Source organism: Leptothoe sp. EHU-05/26/07-4 (genome assembly GCF_043421015.1).
GTDB classification, from domain to species: domain Bacteria; phylum Cyanobacteriota; class Cyanobacteriia; order Phormidesmidales; family Phormidesmidaceae; genus Leptothoe; species Leptothoe turfae.
Genome location: NZ_JAXSQV010000007.1, coordinates 846599 through 862840, shown reverse-complemented (window position 1 = coordinate 862840; position 16242 = coordinate 846599). Strand labels below are relative to the sequence as shown.

Annotated in this window: 18 protein-coding genes; 11 read left to right on the top strand and 7 right to left on the bottom strand. The window is 47.7% G+C overall.

The features are described from left to right. Positions 1-223 precede the first annotated feature (223 nt). A complete protein-coding gene (locus U2F10_RS28225) occupies positions 224-1045 on the bottom strand; it encodes a mechanosensitive ion channel family protein (protein WP_163663521.1) in 822 nt (273 codons plus the stop codon). A gap of 169 nt (positions 1046-1214) precedes the next feature. Here U2F10_RS28225 and U2F10_RS28220 point away from each other — a divergent pair, with 169 nt between their 5' ends. The 3 genes from U2F10_RS28220 (at position 1215) to U2F10_RS28210 (ending at position 3737) form a co-directional block, all read left to right on the top strand. Continuing rightward, entirely contained in the window at positions 1215-1580 is a 366-nt protein-coding gene (locus U2F10_RS28220) for a hypothetical protein (RefSeq protein ID WP_163663523.1), read from the top strand. A gap of 220 nt (positions 1581-1800) precedes the next feature. Next, on the top strand, positions 1801-3213 hold the full coding sequence (locus tag U2F10_RS28215; RefSeq protein WP_163663525.1) for an LCP family glycopolymer transferase: 1413 nt from the start codon (positions 1801-1803) through the stop codon (positions 3211-3213). After that, positions 3213-3737, top strand: coding sequence for a plasmid pRiA4b ORF-3 family protein (locus U2F10_RS28210; protein WP_163663527.1), 525 nt, complete (start codon positions 3213-3215; stop codon positions 3735-3737). The genes U2F10_RS28215 and U2F10_RS28210 overlap by 1 nt, the downstream gene beginning before the upstream one ends. Positions 3738-3743: 6 nt before the next feature. Here the strand turns inward: U2F10_RS28210 and U2F10_RS28205 are convergent, their stop codons facing one another. Genes U2F10_RS28205 through sir form a run of 3 tightly spaced genes read right to left on the bottom strand, consistent with a single transcriptional unit; the run spans position 3744 to position 6724 of the window. Continuing rightward, positions 3744-4154 (bottom strand): hypothetical protein, encoded by a 411-nt coding sequence (locus tag U2F10_RS28205; protein WP_163663529.1) that lies wholly within the window; start codon positions 4152-4154, stop codon positions 3744-3746. Between the two features lie 42 nt (positions 4155-4196). Continuing rightward, positions 4197-4754, bottom strand: a complete 558-nt coding sequence (locus U2F10_RS28200) for an NUDIX hydrolase (RefSeq protein ID WP_499873939.1) — start codon at positions 4752-4754, stop codon at positions 4197-4199. Positions 4755-4774: 20 nt separating this feature from the next. Next, positions 4775-6724, bottom strand: coding sequence for a sulfite reductase, ferredoxin dependent (sir, locus tag U2F10_RS28195; RefSeq protein WP_250564908.1), 1950 nt, complete (start codon positions 6722-6724; stop codon positions 4775-4777). 363 nt (positions 6725-7087) lie between these two features. Here sir and U2F10_RS28190 point away from each other — a divergent pair, with 363 nt between their 5' ends. The 4 genes from U2F10_RS28190 (at position 7088) to U2F10_RS28175 (ending at position 9184) form a co-directional block, all read left to right on the top strand. Further along, positions 7088-7345, top strand: a complete 258-nt coding sequence (locus U2F10_RS28190) for a CRR7 family NDH-1 assembly protein (protein WP_163663532.1) — start codon at positions 7088-7090, stop codon at positions 7343-7345. Between the two features lie 194 nt (positions 7346-7539). Further along, entirely contained in the window at positions 7540-8406 is an 867-nt protein-coding gene (locus U2F10_RS28185; protein ID WP_499873938.1) for a YaaW family protein, read from the top strand. A gap of 14 nt (positions 8407-8420) precedes the next feature. After that, positions 8421-8891 (top strand): J domain-containing protein, encoded by a 471-nt coding sequence (locus U2F10_RS28180; protein ID WP_163663538.1) that lies wholly within the window; start codon positions 8421-8423, stop codon positions 8889-8891. Between the two features lie 20 nt (positions 8892-8911). Beyond that, complete coding sequence (locus tag U2F10_RS28175) at positions 8912-9184, top strand: DUF3143 domain-containing protein (RefSeq protein ID WP_163663540.1); 273 nt, start codon at positions 8912-8914, stop codon at positions 9182-9184. A gap of 51 nt (positions 9185-9235) precedes the next feature. Here the strand turns inward: U2F10_RS28175 and U2F10_RS28170 are convergent, their stop codons facing one another. Continuing rightward, complete coding sequence (locus U2F10_RS28170) at positions 9236-9649, bottom strand: thiol-disulfide oxidoreductase DCC family protein (RefSeq protein WP_163698747.1); 414 nt, start codon at positions 9647-9649, stop codon at positions 9236-9238. Positions 9650-10033: 384 nt separating this feature from the next. Here U2F10_RS28170 and U2F10_RS28165 point away from each other — a divergent pair, with 384 nt between their 5' ends. The 4 genes from U2F10_RS28165 to pstB all read left to right on the top strand — a co-directional run bounded on the left by U2F10_RS28165 (position 10034) and on the right by pstB (position 14191). After that, entirely contained in the window at positions 10034-11062 is a 1029-nt protein-coding gene (locus U2F10_RS28165) for a PstS family phosphate ABC transporter substrate-binding protein (protein ID WP_163663547.1), read from the top strand. Between the two features lie 313 nt (positions 11063-11375). After that, entirely contained in the window at positions 11376-12359 is a 984-nt protein-coding gene (gene pstC / locus U2F10_RS28160; RefSeq protein ID WP_163663549.1) for a phosphate ABC transporter permease subunit PstC, read from the top strand. A gap of 74 nt (positions 12360-12433) precedes the next feature. After that, a complete protein-coding gene (pstA, locus tag U2F10_RS28155; protein ID WP_163663551.1) occupies positions 12434-13342 on the top strand; it encodes a phosphate ABC transporter permease PstA in 909 nt (302 codons plus the stop codon). Positions 13343-13393: 51 nt separating this feature from the next. Next, the gene (gene pstB, locus U2F10_RS28150) at positions 13394-14191 is read left to right on the top strand and encodes a phosphate ABC transporter ATP-binding protein PstB (protein ID WP_163663553.1); all 798 of its coding nucleotides are present in this window, start codon (positions 13394-13396) and stop codon (positions 14189-14191) included. Positions 14192-14302: 111 nt separating this feature from the next. On the opposite strand, the gene U2F10_RS28145 is transcribed toward pstB, so the two are convergent. Together U2F10_RS28145 and ubiE are read right to left on the bottom strand one after the other, a co-directional pair. Next, positions 14303-15532: a DUF445 domain-containing protein gene (locus U2F10_RS28145; protein ID WP_163663555.1), complete on the bottom strand. Its 1230-nt coding sequence runs from the start codon at positions 15530-15532 to the stop codon at positions 14303-14305. Beyond that, the gene (gene ubiE, locus U2F10_RS28140) at positions 15529-16236 is read right to left on the bottom strand and encodes a bifunctional demethylmenaquinone methyltransferase/2-methoxy-6-polyprenyl-1,4-benzoquinol methylase UbiE (protein ID WP_499873935.1); all 708 of its coding nucleotides are present in this window, start codon (positions 16234-16236) and stop codon (positions 15529-15531) included. Before ubiE ends, U2F10_RS28145 begins: the two co-directional genes overlap by 4 nt. Positions 16237-16242 lie beyond the last annotated feature (6 nt).

The window sequence follows — 16242 nt, the reverse complement described above, 5'->3', positions numbered from 1 at the left end:
TGACAATATGAGCTAAGTGCTTGATCATACTGCTTTGCTTACGCGCTTAACTGTCTTTCAGCTAGCTATCGGTCAAAACTTTCCATCAAAAAGAGCGATAGACGTGTCTATCGCTCTTGAGGTTGATTTTAGTCAATCGTTAGGATTAACAAAATGGTGTTGCCGAGCGTTGGTATGGTTTCACCGTTTCATCTACATGTCAGTTTCTTGAGAGACTTCGTTTCTAGGCTGCTCGCTGATGCACAGTAAAGTGCTGAGCAGGTGCTGGGAAACCAGCTTGACCAAAGCCCTCGCGAATCACTTTATTGGTATCGAAATACACCTGCCAGTAGTCGTTATTGTTGCAATAGGGGCGTACTGCCAAAACAGGACCCATGGGATTGAATTCCAGAATCTCGACATCTGGAGCAGGCTCTGTCATGACATTGGGAATGGCAGCTAGTTTTTCTTTAAGTAGTGCGATCGCTTGGCTAGGCTCCACAGCATTATCGAGCTGAGCAACTAAATCAACACGGCGATAGGGATTGGTAGAGAAGTTTTGAATTGTATCCGAGAAAATTGTGTTGTTGCCGACAATCGTCATTACATTGTCCATAGTGTTGATTTTGGTAACAAATAAACCAACTTCTTCAATAGTGCCTGTCACTCCGCCTGCTGCAACAAAATCACCGACTTTGAAGGGACGCAAAATAACTAGAAACGCTCCAGCTGCAAAGTGAGCTAATAGACCACTCCAAGCTGCGCCAATTGCAATGCCAGCAGCAGCTAATAGGGCCGCAAAAGATGTAGTTTCAATGCCAAAGAAACCTAAAATGGCAACCACTAAAACAACATTTAGGACAACACCAACGGTAGATTTAAGGTAGATAATTAGTGTTGGATCAATGGTGGTGTTTTTAAGGCTACGGGTCAACAAACCAATGGCAAACTTGATCAGCCAACGACCTACAATCCAGAAAATGAGCGCCCCAACAATTTTGAGACCAACTGCGATCAGAATGCTGGTAGCATTGCTAGCTATATTGGTTAAAAATGCTTCGTTCATTACGATCCTTCCAGCCCAAAATGTATCTACAAAGTGAAAGTATAATATTGAATATAGATATACATTTCTTCCGCTAAAACACTTAAGCTTTCAGCGCACATTATCGATTGTTCTGTTCGTTATTCAGCCTTATTTCTCGTTTTTCGGTAGTTAGCAGTCAAGGTTATTTGTGAAACAATCATCACCTAACTATCTATTGCGGCTACGGCTCTATCTAAACCTTGTGCCAGTTTTAGGCATTCCTGCCTCTCTGTTAACTCTTTATGGTACTCCCCATGAACCTGATGCCCAGCTAAAGCAAGTAAGTCGCTTAGCCGTTGTCTTGGGAATGGGATGGTTATTAGCAACTGTGTTGCTGAGTGCGGGTGCCCATAGCGAATTTTCCCAGCTGGCGACCCTACGATTTTGGATTGCGAGTAGCTTTGTGGGGAGCGGCTATTTTCTGACAAATCTATGGCTGATGCTACGGATATTCCAAGGGAAATCGACTAAGCTCCCAGGCGTTAGCCAGCTAAGCCGCCGGCTACCGGATTAATGTTGCGTTTTGAAAAGATCCGTCTTTTCAGAAAAATACTGCTACTATTCTGCTAAAAATTGGACTGCTGTCCCTGATGTATGGCAGTTTTCCATTACCTTGGGCAAGGGTAGCTATATTAATTAGTCAATTGTGGCCAATAGTCGCTAAACTAACGGCTACATTTCCGCTTTCATAGCCCTTCTTCTCAATTATTATTCTCCAGGTTTGAGGTCATTCTGTGTCCATCCCACACCGCAAAAAACAATCAGCTAAACAGCCAATAAAGAAGGCGGTATTGCCCAAGCAGCGTAAACGTCGTGGGTGGTTGGGCATACCTAAGTGGGCATGGATCACTGTGTCATTGGCCAGTGTAGCGACGTTTTCAGCGGCTACGGGGGCATTGCTGGCGGTGTCTATGAATAGTCAGCCACTGTTACAGAGTCAGCTGTCACCTGAAGAAGCGGCTGTTTTCAGCGAGGATGAACCTATCCTTGCGACCAGTAGTTTGCGCCTCCCCCGTTTGACCAGACCGGTGAATATTCTGGTGCTTGGGGTCAAAGTTCTAACCTCTGATCTCGATCGGTCTGTTGCAGGTGCAGAGGACTTGGGATATCACGCCCTGGTTAACTCCTTTGAGGGCCTATCAGATACTATGCTGCTGCTGCGTTTCAATCCGCGCACGGGGCAGCTCGTGGTGATGTCTGTTCCCCGTGATACCAGGGCATTGGTCAATGGTATGTTGACAAAAATCAATGAAGCTAATTTGGATGGGGGGCCTGCATTAACAGCAGAGTCCATCAGCGACTTGCTAGGGGGGGTGGCGATCGACCGCTATGTTCGTATCAATGTGCAGGGTGTGGAAAAACTGCTGGATGCTCTGGGCGGCGTGACGGTTAATGTGCCACAGGATATGAAATATCAGGACGATAGCCAGCATCTGTACATCAATCTGAAAGCGGGTCGACAAACTTTAGACGGCAATCAGGCGCTGCAATTTCTACGGTTTCGCTACGACGAGAATGGCGATATTGGGCGGGTACAGCGCCAGCAGACAATGATGCGGGCTGTCATTGAGCAAACGCTTAATCCAGCAACCATCGCCCGACTCCCGAAGATTTTGTCAGTTATTCAGTCCCATGTTGATACCAACCTCTCAGTAGAAGAATTGGTGGCATTGGTAGGTTACGGGTCTCAAACTAGCCGTTCAGACGTGCAGATGTTGATGCTGCCAGGTAACTTTAGTAGTCCGACAGAATATAGTCTTAGCTACTGGCTCCCAAATTACGCAAAAATTGATGAGATGGTTGAGCAATACTTTGGGTTAGATGCCGCTCAGATGATGGAGGCTACCAGCCCTTCCTATTTAAGCGTGGTGATTCAAGACAGTACTGGTGATGAAGTTGCAATCCAGTCTTTGGTGGATACTCTCTACGATAGTGGCTATCGCAATGTGAGTGTTGGCTACGATTTGAACGAGGCACTTGCTGAAACCCGCATCGTTGCTCAACGTGGTGATCGTGCCAGTGCATCAATGCTAAAGCAGTTTTTAGGCATTGGTGAGGTGCGGGTTGAAAGTACTGGCAACCTTAACTCAGATATTACAATTCAATTGGGTGAGGATTGGTTAGCCGAACATGGAGCCGCCCTTTGATGCCCAATGAGCGAATTTATCAAATCAAACTGACTTTAACCGATAGCGAACCGCCTATATGGCGACGATTATTGGTCAATGCCACCACAAACTTAGAAGAATTGCATCGCATCGTGCAAATTGCCATGGGGTGGCAAAATTTATCGAACTATCATTACCGCATTGGTAAGCAGCGATCTGATACTGAGCCCTCTCTGTTGCAAATGCCCCTTAATGAAATCATTAGGGATGATCTGGTGCAGTTCTGTTACGTGTATGACCTACGTGACGGTTGGTTTCACACTATAGAGGTGGAAATGATTTTGCCCGCCGACCCTCAAGGCCATTATCCCCACTGCATCACCGGAGAATTACGCTGCCCTCCCGAAGGCTGTGGCGGTATTTGGGGTTACAACGAGCTAATAGAAATTCTCGATGACCCCGATGACCCGCAATATTTGACCCGATGGGATGAAGTCGGTGGGGACTTTGATCCTGACTATTTTGATTTGGGTCTTGTCAACGTACAACTACACTCAGGCTAGTGGCTATTATTTTTCTGGGTTAGACATTTGCTGAAAGCCTTGGGCCGCTTGCTGCCATCCCCGACGAATCTGTGGTCCTTGGTAGTTTATAAACCACTGGCTGCGGGTGGCGAATAAGGCTAATTCCATGGGTAGAGTGAACTGTATTAACCCTTTGCGACGTAATGTGCTGACGTAGGTATCAAACTGCTGTCTTAACTCATTGAGTTCGTCTAAATACCAATCAAGGCTTGCATGACGTAGTGATGCCGACTTTTTGATCCGCTGTAGTTCAGCTTTGAAGGTACTCAATGACGCCATAAACACCTGGTCCCGCATTTGGTCCTGCAGCATGTACTGACTAAAAAGATGCTGGGTGCTTAAGGCTTGATACTGACTGTCAGCGATTTGTTGGGGACGTTTAGAAATTGGCCGCATATCGATTATGGAGAGCGGATGTAAAAGTCTGAGCGGATATCGTTAGGTCAGACACGATGCTGGCCAAATCTTAGCAAATTCGTTGCTAAGGCAGCGACGTAGAATTTCCTGGTGCTTGAAAGCTAATTCCATTTCCAGGGCTTTCTCCAACTCAAACCAGCCAACGTCTGTGACTTCGCCCTTGCTTACCTGAGGATTTAACGGCGGTAGGTCTGCACCTTGACTGAGAAACACCATCACAGGATAGTGCATGGTGACATTTTGGGAGTGGCGGGGCTCACTAAAAACTAGACTAGGTTGATCAAGGGAACCCACTAGTCGATGGTTTGCCTGGATCTCCTGAAGATCCAGACCCAGCTCTTCCCAGACTTCACGAAGCATAGCCCCACCGATGGTTTCGTCATAGTCTAGATAGCCCCCTGCTAAACACCACTTGCCGACCTCAGACGGCAGGTCAGGACCACGTTTATTCAGGGGGACGTAGGCGTTACCGTCACAAACGACCACGACAATGGCCAGAACGGTAACGCTACGGCTGATCCAAAGCTCCTCGCCGTCAACGATGACACAGCGATTGGGAGTACTGGTGAATTTAGCCATTGATTAACCCGGAAAAGGGCCTAGTTACTTTGGTTGTTAAGATAAGTCGCGATCGCATCCTCTGCAATCTGTGCCATGCTCATGCCCTTGGTGGCGGCGGCTTCCTTCAGCTGTAGGTAAACTTCACCAGAGACACCGACACGGTGCTTACGACGACCTGATGCCTTCTTGGCAGGTACATAGGATTCAGCAAAGTTACGAATCGCGTCGAAACCGAGGCGATCGCAAAAATCACCAAAGCTTTCACCAGACTGGCGACCTTTCTTAAAGAAGGCAAACATTGGCTCTAGAGTACTCTCCAGATCATCAATGTTCATTTTCTGCATGTAAGGCTGGGCTAATCGGGTTTGATTAGGCGAACCTCCGAGCCACAGCTGATAGGAATTAGGCGCGCTACCCACAAAGCCAAGTTCAGCCATGTAGGGGCGGGCACAGCCATTGGGGCAACCGGTCATGCGAATCACAAAGTGTTCTTTCTTTAGCCCTAGCTTATTCAGCAGTGCTTGAATTCGGTCAAGCACAGTGGGCATAGCTCTTTCCGACTCAGTAACCGCCAAGCCGCAGGTAGGTAGAGCTGGGCAAGCCATGGCATAGCGGTGAAGCAGATTGATTTGATTATCTGCTTCAATGCCGTTGCTAGTTAGGATACGGTCAATTTCGTCCTTATCAGCTGGGTTGATCTCCGTTAGCAACAGACTTTGGTTGCTAGTAAGACGGATGGGCAACCGATAACGTAATTCAATTTCCTTCAGCGCTGACTTGATCTTGAATGCACCATTGTCATAAATCCGGCCATTCTCAATATGGACACCGAGGAAGAGATTGCCATCGCCCTGCTCATACCAGCCTAGATAGTCATAGAACTTCCATTCTGGCAAAGGTTTAAAAGGTTGCAGGCTCTTGCCAAAGTACTCCTCAACCTTGGCCCGGAACTTCTCAACGCCCCAATCGTTGATGAGATACTTCATCCGAGCATGGCGGCGCTGTACACGATCACCATAATCACGCTGGGTGGCCACAATTGCCTTTACCAGGTCATAGACATCTTCCTTATCTACATAACCAATTTCATCAGCAATACGGGCAAAAGTTTCCTCTTTGTTATGGGTACGTCCCATACCGCCACCGGCCAATACGTTAAAGCCCAGTAACTCCTTATTTTCATCAACAATTACCACCAGAGTGACATCCTGGGTATAGGCGTCTACGGAGTTGTCTCCCGGTACAGTCACCGAGCACTTGAACTTACGCGGCATATAGTGGGTGCCGTAAATGGGCTCGACACTGTCCTGGAAGGTGGTGCCATTGCCATTACTCTGACGCGCAGCGACGACATCTGGGTGCTCTTCACCAGTGACGGCCTTTTCGCCATCTAGCCAAATTTCATAGTAGGCGGGAGTTTGGGGCGTGAGTAAGTCAGCAATCCGGTTAGCATAGTCCCGGGCATAGACATACTCTGGTTTGTCCTTAAAGGGAGCGGGTACAGCCATCACATTGCGGTTCAAATCGCCGCAGGCTCCCAGGGTGGACCCCATGCTACGAATAATCGACGCCATGGTGGCCTTCAGATTTTTCTTTAGGATGCCGTGGAGCTGGAACGCCTGGCGAGTGGTAGCCCGAATGTTGCTGTAGCCGTATTTGTCCGACAGCTCATCTAAGGTCAGATACATTTCCGGTGAAACTAAACCTCCAGGATTGCGGGTCCGCAACATCATGCGGTAATCCTTTTCCTGACCTTTCACTCGGTTATCGCGATTATCTTGCTGGTAAGACCCATGGAATTTCAGGATCTGGATACCGTCTTCACTGAAATGAGTAGTGTCTTGGGCAAGCTCGGTTGCTACAGGTTCCCGGAGAAACTGACTACGTTCCTTAATCCCTTCCAGTCTGGATACTTTCTTTACAGGATTAATCGCCGGAACCGACGACTGAGCTACGTGGCTATTAGTAGAAATCGGGGTTTGAACCATGATGCAGCGGTCGATAGCAGAACAAGAACTGATGAATCCGAAAAACGAAACAGGCTATGGAAAAGCATCCAAGCCTAATATTTAAGTGTCTCGGTTGATTAGACTAGCGGAGCTAAATTGTAGTCAGATAGCTAGTCAATAACGGTATTACCCGGTAAATCGTTAGATTTTGATTTCCCGGTAATCCGCTCGGGATAGTGGTGTATACCCAATGGTATCATTGCCAACCATTTTGTGAGTGGTTACTCTCTGGCCAAATGTTATCTGATGCTGAAAATCAAGACTGGGCTGCAGTGATTCCACTTTATCCATGGTAAGCCCTTAGGATTGAGTTACCTATCTTGCCAAGCGGAGGCTCAATCTATGGCAGATGCCACCATGTACAGCGAAGAGATGTTTGTGTTGCTGATTCCTGGCAACGAGGAGGTCTTTTTAGAACCTGATGAGCTATTGGCTAAGCTCAAAGCCATGTTAGAGAAGTATCCTGGCCCCTTTCCCAGAGACTTACAAAAATTTGACTTAGTTGAACAGCAAGCTCTACATCTACGCGATACTGCCTGTGAGTTTGAAGTTACCCCCGGGGTGTCCTGGCAGTGGTATGCGGTGAGACTGGAGAAGTAGGCATGGGTAGTAGGCAATAGGAACGGTGCTTCCAGTAAAACGGGAGCATTCTGCATTGGCATAAAACTTCTATTAAATTATATGGTGTCCTGAATGCACCGACTCCTCTTCTCCCCCTGGTCCATCCCGTTTCTCTAGAGAACTATGTAGAATGAAGAACAAAATTATGCTGTCTCAACACAATTAGTTGACCTGTGGATGAACTCAGGACGGGGTTAGAGTTAGCAACCCACGTTGAACTGGCCGCCCTGGCCGAGGTATTATTTCGACCCAAGTTTAATCCTTTAGATTATTGGTGTACCCCTTCCCCCCAGAAGGTGCAAAGTTGCGATCGCACCCATCGTATCCAACAAATAGACGCTCGACTGCGCTATCTGGCGGCTGATGGTTTGACGGTGCTGCGACAAGACACCCAGCAGCTGAGCTATCGACAAATTCTGCTACAGCTCAACCGTCACCTTAAACTTCGGTTGTCTACGCGATTATCCACCCTCGATTTAGAAGCCGAAATATTTTTGCAGTTACTCGAAAGGACCTGGCAGCAGCTACCTCCCAGTCAGCAACGTCAGCTGCAAAGACGATTGACCAATGAATTGGCGCAGATGAAAGAGTTTCAACGGCTATCGCCTCAATTACAACAAAACCCTATGGCCTTAGTGCTTAAGGGAGGCGGTGCCGTTGCTGCTAGTTCGGTGATTCGCCCCTGGTTACTGCAGCAAATTGCAAAACAGTTTGCGCTCCAGATGGCACGTTATCAGGTGGCTCAACAAACCCTGCGCGGGGCCGCTACTTTGGGCACTAAAGTGCAGGGGAAAGCGGCTATCCATCTGGCTTCCCGCGGCATGGCTATTAATACGGCACGATACAGTGCTGTACGGGGTGTATTTGCTTGCTTAGGGCCAGCCCTATGGACTTGGTTTATCGTCGATCTAGGCTGGCGAGCAATTGCCTCAAACTATACTCGCGTGATTCCAGTCGTATTTACTCTGGCCCAAATTCGATTGATCCGCGATTCGGATAACTTATTATCCGATCATGCAACGTTGGAAGCGGCGGCATAATTTGGCAGACATATATGACGACAAATAGCGTCTCTGAGGATAGTCCCAAAAATCACTATGAACTTTTGGGGGTGAAGCCGACGGCCTCCCCCCAGGAAATTCGTCGCGCTTATCGGGAGTTAAGCAAGCTCTATCATCCTGATACGACTGAGTTATCAAGTGCGATCGCAACCAAAAAGTTTCAAGCCCTCAATGAAGCCTATGGCACCCTAAGCAATCCAGAACAACGTCTTAGCTACGATAGTAAAATAGGCTATTCTCGGTTTTACGTGAGCCAAGCCCCCAAAGATATTAGGACGGGTTCTGGCAAAGATTCACCCTTTGAGTCTCGCTATACCTACCTTGATCCGACCGATCGCCCCCTATCTGCAGGGGAGATATTTGCTCTGTTTATACTGGGGCTAACGTTTGCCGTCTGCCTGGCCCTAGTATTTATTTTGGGGATCGCCGATAGTGATTTTACCCTGTCTGTCTTACAGCCTTAATTTAGCAATAGCAATACTCCATGGCCCTTCCCTCCACTGATACACCTCTGTACAACCACACGCTGCCTGACATTGAGCTATGGCTGACCCAGCAGGGTTGCAAGCAAGACAATTCTGAACTCAATCGCTGGGAAATTTCCAAGGCAACCTGGCGAGCAGATTTAATTCTAGAAACGGACTCGCTAGTTGTGCGTTATTTAGATGCAGGCGATACCGGGGAGGACATTCAACGGGGTTTCAAATATTCCCTAAGCCGTCAAGATTTAGAAGATGCCATTTTTGCGGGTCCTTAACTTTACACAGCGCATTTTAAGTATTTAGGAGTCCCGACCTTAACGTGGTGATTAAAAATATTGATCACATCGGTCTGACTTACAGACGCGGTGGATTGACTCATAGGTAGCAGCACGCCGACCAAATAACCTATATCGATTGTCACGGATGAATATGTACAGCTGATCCCCAGAACGCTTCAGGCCCGGCAAGCTACGGTAAGCAGCCACAAACAGAGCACCAACTGGTAGCAAGGCTCCAATTTCTTCAGCAGCAGCACTGCCCTGCCAACGCCTCTTAGGATTAGCCTCATCAATTAGTAGCATCCCTAACTCACAATCAGCAGCTGTAACGTTGAACTGCTCCAGGATTTCAGCATCTTGCATCGACCCATAATGAAAGCGCTGGCCTCGATCAAGCCACTCTAACCATTGGACTAAGGTTGTACAGAGATTACAGTCGCCATCGTAAATTACGCAGTGCATAGGGATCACTCTAAATAGAATAGGTACAAGCCGGACACAGACGACTTACAGGAAGAGAGCTTATATTCAATATCCAGAGCAGTCAAAAATCAGCTTAGAAATCAGGCTTTTTAGGAAATCACTATAGATTTAAGCCCATGCATCACACCCGTTTATTCCTTAACTATAGGAATAAAACCTGTCAGCTTGACCCGGTGTTAAGGCACCTCCAATGTAGCTTGCTATACATTAAGAACGTTATTCAAGGCACAAAATCACGGAATGATGCATGTTAGCTTAAGCACATTTTCAAATTTTTCTTAACCTTGCCTTTACCTGAGCTCGGTAGTTTTCACCAAGAATGTCTTTAGACATTTTTGGTGAGGAGTTTAAGTCAAAGCAATCATGGAATTCAAAGCACGGAAAATGCGCTACGCATACTCAGCGACTCTGCTTGCTCTATTAACTAGCCTGGCTGCTTGCGGCGGTGGCACTACAACTGATACCGCCGATGCACCTGCTGACGGTGGCACTGAAGTTGCTGCTGCTGGTGGTGTCTCTGGCGATGTTTTAATTGATGGTTCTAGTACCGTATTCCCCATTGCAGAAGCAATGAGTGAGGAATTCAGCATTGTTAACCCTGATGTCAATGTAACTGTCGGCATTTCGGGTTCCGGCGGTGGCTTCAAGAAATTCTGCGCTGGTGAGACTGATATTTCCAATGCTTCTCGTCCTATCAAGGATGAAGAAGTTGCGGCTTGCGAAGAGGCAGGCATTGAGTTTATCGAGGTGCCCGTCGCTTTTGACGGTCTGACCATTGTGACTAATCAGGCTAATGATTGGGCTCAGTGCTTGACTACTGAGCAGCTAAACACCATGTGGTCTCCTGATGCTGAAGATCAAGTTAACAACTGGAACCAGGTAGATCCGTCCTTCCCCGATCAGAAACTAGATCTGTATGGTCCTGGTACTGACTCTGGTACATTCGACTACTTCACCGATGAAGTGAATGGTGAAGAGGGTGCGAGCCGTGGTGACTATGCTGCCAGTGAGGATGATAATTTAATCGTGCAGGGTGTAACGGGTGAAGAGGGTGCCCTAGGTTACTTTGGTTACGCCTACTTTGAAGAGAACTCTGACTCTTTGAAGGCGGTTGAAATCCAGAACGAAGCTGGTGAGTGTGTAGCTCCTTCTACTGAGACTATCGCTGATGGCTCCTACAACCCCATGTCCCGGCCCCTGTTCTTCTACGTGAAGAAAGAAGCCTACGACACTAAGGAGCAGGTCAAGGCCTTTGTTGACTTCATGCTTGATCCCAAGAATGGCGAGCTAATTGGTGATGCTGGTTATGTTGCATTGCCTGATGAGATCTTAGCTAATGCCAAGGCTCGTGTTGATGAGGCCAAGCTAGGCAGCGACCCTACCAACCTGTAGGGTTTAAACCCATCAGGGGCTCTCTGCCTGATGATTGGTCATTGCAACTGGGGAGAGTGAACTCTCCCCAGTTCTCTTTGGCTAAGTTCTGTTCTGCATCGCTGGATGCATCGTTTCTGGACAAAAATTTAGTAGTCTATTTTTGCATCTGATACTCTTATTCCCTGCAAACGAGAGTGACAGCTGACCTAAAGCATTGGCTTAAACATTGGATGCACTCGAACATTGTCCACGTCCAAAACGGTCGTTTTGACCCAGAGTAAGCAGGTGCCTGGACGTGGTGTAGCCTAAACCCAAGCTGAGGACTTTATGCATGACAGCTGAGCTTCCCTTAAATGATATTGCCCCTGGTGCTTGGCAACCGAATCGCAGTCGTTCTCAAGCTATTCAGATGATCGTTAAGATCATCTGCGGAGCATTTGCTGCAATTTCGATTGTCACCACCATTGGTATTATCGCAACGCTCATTTTTGAGGCCTTTTCTTTCTTTGGAGATCTACCAGCTGAGCTGTCAAAGGATGGCGAAAACGTCTCTTATATTCAAGGGGTTATTCATTTCCTAACGGCTGGCCGTTGGACACCTTTGTTTGCGAGTAAGCAGTTTGGAATTTTTGTGTTGATCAGTGCGACGCTGATGATCACCTTTATTTCAATCGCGGTAGCCCTCCCCTTGGGACTATTAGCTGCCATCTGCCTGAGCGAATATGCGAGTCCCAAACTACGTAAAATCCTCAAACCTGTTCTAGAAATTCTAGCGGGTGTGCCGACGGTGGTTTATGGTTACTTCGCTCTGTTGACTGTTACCCCTTTCTTGCAGGCATTTTTAGAGCCTGTGGAAGGTTTCAATTCCCTAAGTGCGGGCATTGTTTTGGGAATTATGATTACGCCTATGGTGGCGTCTTTGAGTGAGGATGCCATCTATTCTGTGCCTCAGTCCTTACGTGATGGTTCCTATGCATTGGGAGCCACCAAGCGTGAAACGGTTTGGTCTGTTGTTTTGCCTGCTGCGCTTTCAGGAATTGTTTCATCCCTGATTTTAGCGATGTCACGGGCCATCGGTGAGACCATGATTGTGACCTTGGCGGCAGGCGCAAACCCTACCCTGGGCTTTAATCCATTCGTACCCGTCATGACCATGACAGCTTACATTGTGCAGGTGACAAAGGGGGATGCTCCCCATGGAACCATTGCCTACGAAACTCTGTACGCAGTGGGCATGACCCTATTTTTAATTACCCTTGCTCTCAATGTCTTTAGCTTTTGGTTTGTGCGTCGTTTCCGTCAGAAGTACGACTAATGAAAGCGTTTTCTGAGTTAACGCAGACCGTGTGATGAGTAGTAGAGCAAGTGAGCAAATAGGAATACAAGGACATGACGGCTCAAGGGATTGAAGATAAGGATGTACCAACTGGCAACTTTAAGCAGGATTTGTCCGGTCGCTACAACCTAGATAAAGTATTTGCAACAGCTGCATGGACTGCCACTATCATTTCTGTTGTGGTGCTGGCATGGTTGTTGTTTACGATTTTGCAAGATGGTTTAGGCACGCTAAACCCTAACTTTTTTACAGCATTCCCATCACGAAAAGCTGAGCAGGCCGGTATCAAGGCAGCTTTCTTCGGCACCATGTGGGTAATGGGGATTGTGGCAGCGGTATCGTTCCCCATTGGTGTGGGTGCAGCCATCTACCTTGAGGAGTTTGCCACTGATAATTGGTTTACCCGGTTGGTGGAAATAAACATTGGGAACCTGGCTGGTGTGCCCTCAATTATTTATGGTTTGCTGGGTCTAGCTGTTTTTGTGCGTATTCTTGAGCCCTTAACAGGTGGACGCAGTGTGCTCTCCGGGGGGTTAACGCTCTCGCTACTGATTTTGCCAGTGATTATTGTGGCTACGCGAGAAGCTCTCAGAGCAGTACCCAACAGCATTCGTTTGGCGGGTTTTGCGTTAGGTGCTAATCAGTGGCAGGTTGTCTGGCATCACGTGCTACCCAGTGCAATGCCTGGTGTCTTAACTGGGGTGATTCTGGCGCTATCTCGCGCTATTGGAGAGACAGCACCTTTGCTCGCTATTGGTGCGGTTGCGTTTATTCGCTCTACACCTGAGAACTTGCAAAGTCCGTTTACGGCAATGCCCATTCAAATCTACAACTGGGTTGGCCGTCCCCAAGAAGAATTCCACCATATCGCAGCGTCAGGAATTATCGTGCTGATGGTCATGCTGCTGTTGATGAATACGATCGCAATTTACTTGCGTAATCGTTTTCAGAAGACGCACTAGTTTACCGCATTCATTTACCAAGATATTGGGTATTCGCAGGAATTATAAATTATGCAAGATACACGTCCTAAAACTATGACCGATACAGCTTTAAAGGCTGAAAAAATCTCAGTTTACTACGGATCTAGCTTGGCGGTTAAAGACGTTTTTCTGGATATTCCTCGTAACCAAATTGTGGCCTTTATTGGTCCATCTGGATGCGGCAAAAGTACTGTGCTGCGATGTTTTAATCGGATGAACGATCTGATTCCAAGTGCTCGCGTTGACGGCAATATTCTGTTTGACGGAGAAAACATTAAGCGATTTGATCCCGTAGAACTACGTCGCCGCGTGGGCATGGTTTTCCAGAAGCCAAACCCTTTCCCAAAGTCCATCTATGAAAATATTGCTTTTGGTGCTCGTATTAATGGTTACCAAGGTGATATGGATGAGCTAGTGGAGCGATCCTTAAAAGGGGCAGCCCTTTGGGATGAGGTCAAAGATAAGCTCAAAGACAGTGGTTTAGGCCTATCAGGTGGGCAGCAGCAGCGTTTGTGTATTGCTCGTGCGATCGCCATCGAACCCGAAGTCATCCTCATGGACGAGCCCTGCTCTGCCCTTGACCCCATTTCCACACTAAAAATCGAAGAGTTGATGCATGACCTGAAGACACAATACACAATCGTGATTGTGACCCACAATATGCAGCAGGCATCCCGCGTTTCAGATAAGACTGCCTTCTTCAATGCACAGGCCACTGAAGCTGGTGGCAAGATGGGGTATCTGGTGGAATATGACGATACGCAGTTGATATTTAGCAATCCTCGCGAAGAATACACCCGCGACTATGTATCTGGCCGATTCGGTTAATTCACCGGTTGGCTATCCACATCATCCAAGCGTTTCAAATTATCTCCGTAGGGGCATCTCTTGTAGGTGCCCTGTTTTTTGTATGCGGTAGGGGGATTGCATGCAATCCCCCTACTGGAATAATAAAATTCCGGCTTGTATGAGACCGATAGTAAAACCCAAAATTCCCCCCAGGTTAACAATGGCTTGTAGCTCATTGCGGACAATGCCTTGAATCGCCATTTCCAGGTTTCGTGGGGACGTGGCATTGACCCGTTCCATAATCACCTGGTCAATATCAAGAATGGGAATTGCCTTAGCAACAATGTTTTCCAAATCTTCTTCCAAATATCGTTCCAGGATAAGAGCGAGTTCTTGACTAGCAGTATCCAGAGAATCCATAACGACTGAGGATGTCTGTAATCGTTTCAGTAATCGCTGGGCTACCTTGTGCCAGTCAATGGAGTCACTTAACCCCCTGAGCAACGGCACCCCGTCTGTTTGTAAATAGCTGCGAATAGTCTGCCGCAGGGTGAGCCTGAGTTGTTGGACGGTCGATATTGGAAAATCCTGGAGTGAGAAATTTTGCAACCATTCTTGAAACCGATTTTCCACGCGTAGAGCGTTAATCAGTTCAGCAATGCGACTGTTACACTTGGCCGGTTCATCTAAACAATAGGTGCGTAGACGGGTGAGAGCATTGCGCACGCCCAAAATATTGGCGACCACCCAATACGTACCGCTAGTTTTTTCTCGTAAAGTTTCGTCAATCACCTTAATATTTCGATCGGTGAGAAAGTCAATAATTAAGCGACGTAGACGATCAGGCGGCAAAATGCCCTGGCGCACCCAGGTAGAAATTTGTTTGGCCTGATTTTCGTTTAGACGAAAATTCAGCAGGACCTGATCAAAAATATGGTCAATTTGATCAGCCAGAAAATTCTCATCCCGGGCCCATACTTTTAACATTTTGGGTAAAGATTGGCCCAGCATATCCTGAAGAATATTGCCGAGGATATAGGCTGTTTTGTCCTGGTTGCTAGTCTGGGTTTGGGTAAGGGCTAAGTTCAAGAGCCAACGAATGGCACCCTCCATACGTTCAGTTTTAAGTAGTCGCTTCGCCAGCCGCTGTAGCTCTTCGGGCGTCAAAAGTGACCCCATGATCGTATCGGCAATCCGCTTGGCCAGACGGTTTTGGTTGCTCGGAATCAACCCTGGCGTAAATGGTAGTCGTTGGCCAAACAGGTGGATAGGACGATAGGGTCGGAATAACATTTTGATGGCTAAATCGTTAGTGAAATAGCCAATAATGCCACCCACAATGGGGGGCACAACCAACACAATGGGAGAAACTGCGATCATTTTTGCGCCACCAGGACACCCATCATCCCCCCGACGAGAGGATAATGCACAGCCTCACGAAAACCGACTTCTTGGGCCAGGGCAACTTGCTCACTACCCATAGGGAAACGATCTACGCTGGGACCGATATAAGCATACTCTTCGGTCAGACCGCATCGCTGAGCGGTGGGCACCACAATGATGTCGAGATACCATTGCTGGAACTGCTTAACGAAAGCAGAACTCGGACGATGAAAATCCAAAATAGCGGCTTTGCCATTGGGCTTTAAGACCCTGTGGAGTTCACTCAGCCCCTTGGAAATATTGATGAGGTTGCGTAGACCATAGCCCATGGTCAGGGCGTCAAACTGATTGGTCTCAAAGGGCAAATTAAGGGCATCAGCTTCAACCCAAGTAGTGCGGGTGGTATAGCCCCTGGTGGCAGCACGTTGGGCTGCGATCGCAAGTTGCTCAACCGCAAAATCTGCCCCGGTCACCCGACCATCAGCCCCCACTTTTCGTGCTAGCAGTAAGGCCAAATCACCACTACCGCAGCATACATCCAGAACATTCATCCTTGACTCGGCACCACTCCAATCTACAGCCATTTGCTTCCAAACCTTGTGTAGACCAAAGCTCAGAGATTGGTTTAAGTCATCATAGACCGGTGCAATCCGGTCGAATAAGTCACGAATATAGTTGGCATCGGGAGCAGCCTGAGCCATCAGTTC

Excerpts from the sequence above, each read along its gene's own strand:
- U2F10_RS28225 (WP_163663521.1), bottom strand. The coding sequence starts at position 1,045 with ATGAACGAAGCATTTTTAACCAATATAGCTAGCAATGCTACCAGCATT.
- U2F10_RS28210 (WP_163663527.1), top strand. The coding sequence starts at position 3,213 with ATGCCCAATGAGCGAATTTATCAAATCAAACTGACTTTAACCGATAGC.
- U2F10_RS28205 (WP_163663529.1), bottom strand. The coding sequence starts at position 4,154 with ATGCGGCCAATTTCTAAACGTCCCCAACAAATCGCTGACAGTCAGTAT.
- U2F10_RS28200 (WP_499873939.1), bottom strand. The coding sequence starts at position 4,754 with ATGGCTAAATTCACCAGTACTCCCAATCGCTGTGTCATCGTTGACGGC.
- sir (WP_250564908.1), bottom strand. The coding sequence starts at position 6,724 with ATGGTTCAAACCCCGATTTCTACTAATAGCCACGTAGCTCAGTCGTCG.
- U2F10_RS28190 (WP_163663532.1), top strand. The coding sequence starts at position 7,088 with ATGGCAGATGCCACCATGTACAGCGAAGAGATGTTTGTGTTGCTGATT.
- U2F10_RS28180 (WP_163663538.1), top strand. The coding sequence starts at position 8,421 with ATGACGACAAATAGCGTCTCTGAGGATAGTCCCAAAAATCACTATGAA.
- U2F10_RS28175 (WP_163663540.1), top strand. The coding sequence starts at position 8,912 with ATGGCCCTTCCCTCCACTGATACACCTCTGTACAACCACACGCTGCCT.
- U2F10_RS28170 (WP_163698747.1), bottom strand. The coding sequence starts at position 9,649 with ATGCACTGCGTAATTTACGATGGCGACTGTAATCTCTGTACAACCTTA.
- U2F10_RS28165 (WP_163663547.1), top strand. The coding sequence starts at position 10,034 with ATGGAATTCAAAGCACGGAAAATGCGCTACGCATACTCAGCGACTCTG.
- pstC (WP_163663549.1), top strand. The coding sequence starts at position 11,376 with ATGACAGCTGAGCTTCCCTTAAATGATATTGCCCCTGGTGCTTGGCAA.
- pstA (WP_163663551.1), top strand. The coding sequence starts at position 12,434 with ATGACGGCTCAAGGGATTGAAGATAAGGATGTACCAACTGGCAACTTT.
- pstB (WP_163663553.1), top strand. The coding sequence starts at position 13,394 with ATGCAAGATACACGTCCTAAAACTATGACCGATACAGCTTTAAAGGCT.
- U2F10_RS28145 (WP_163663555.1), bottom strand. The coding sequence starts at position 15,532 with ATGATCGCAGTTTCTCCCATTGTGTTGGTTGTGCCCCCCATTGTGGGT.
- ubiE (WP_499873935.1), bottom strand. The coding sequence starts at position 16,236 with ATGGCTCAGGCTGCTCCCGATGCCAACTATATTCGTGACTTATTCGAC.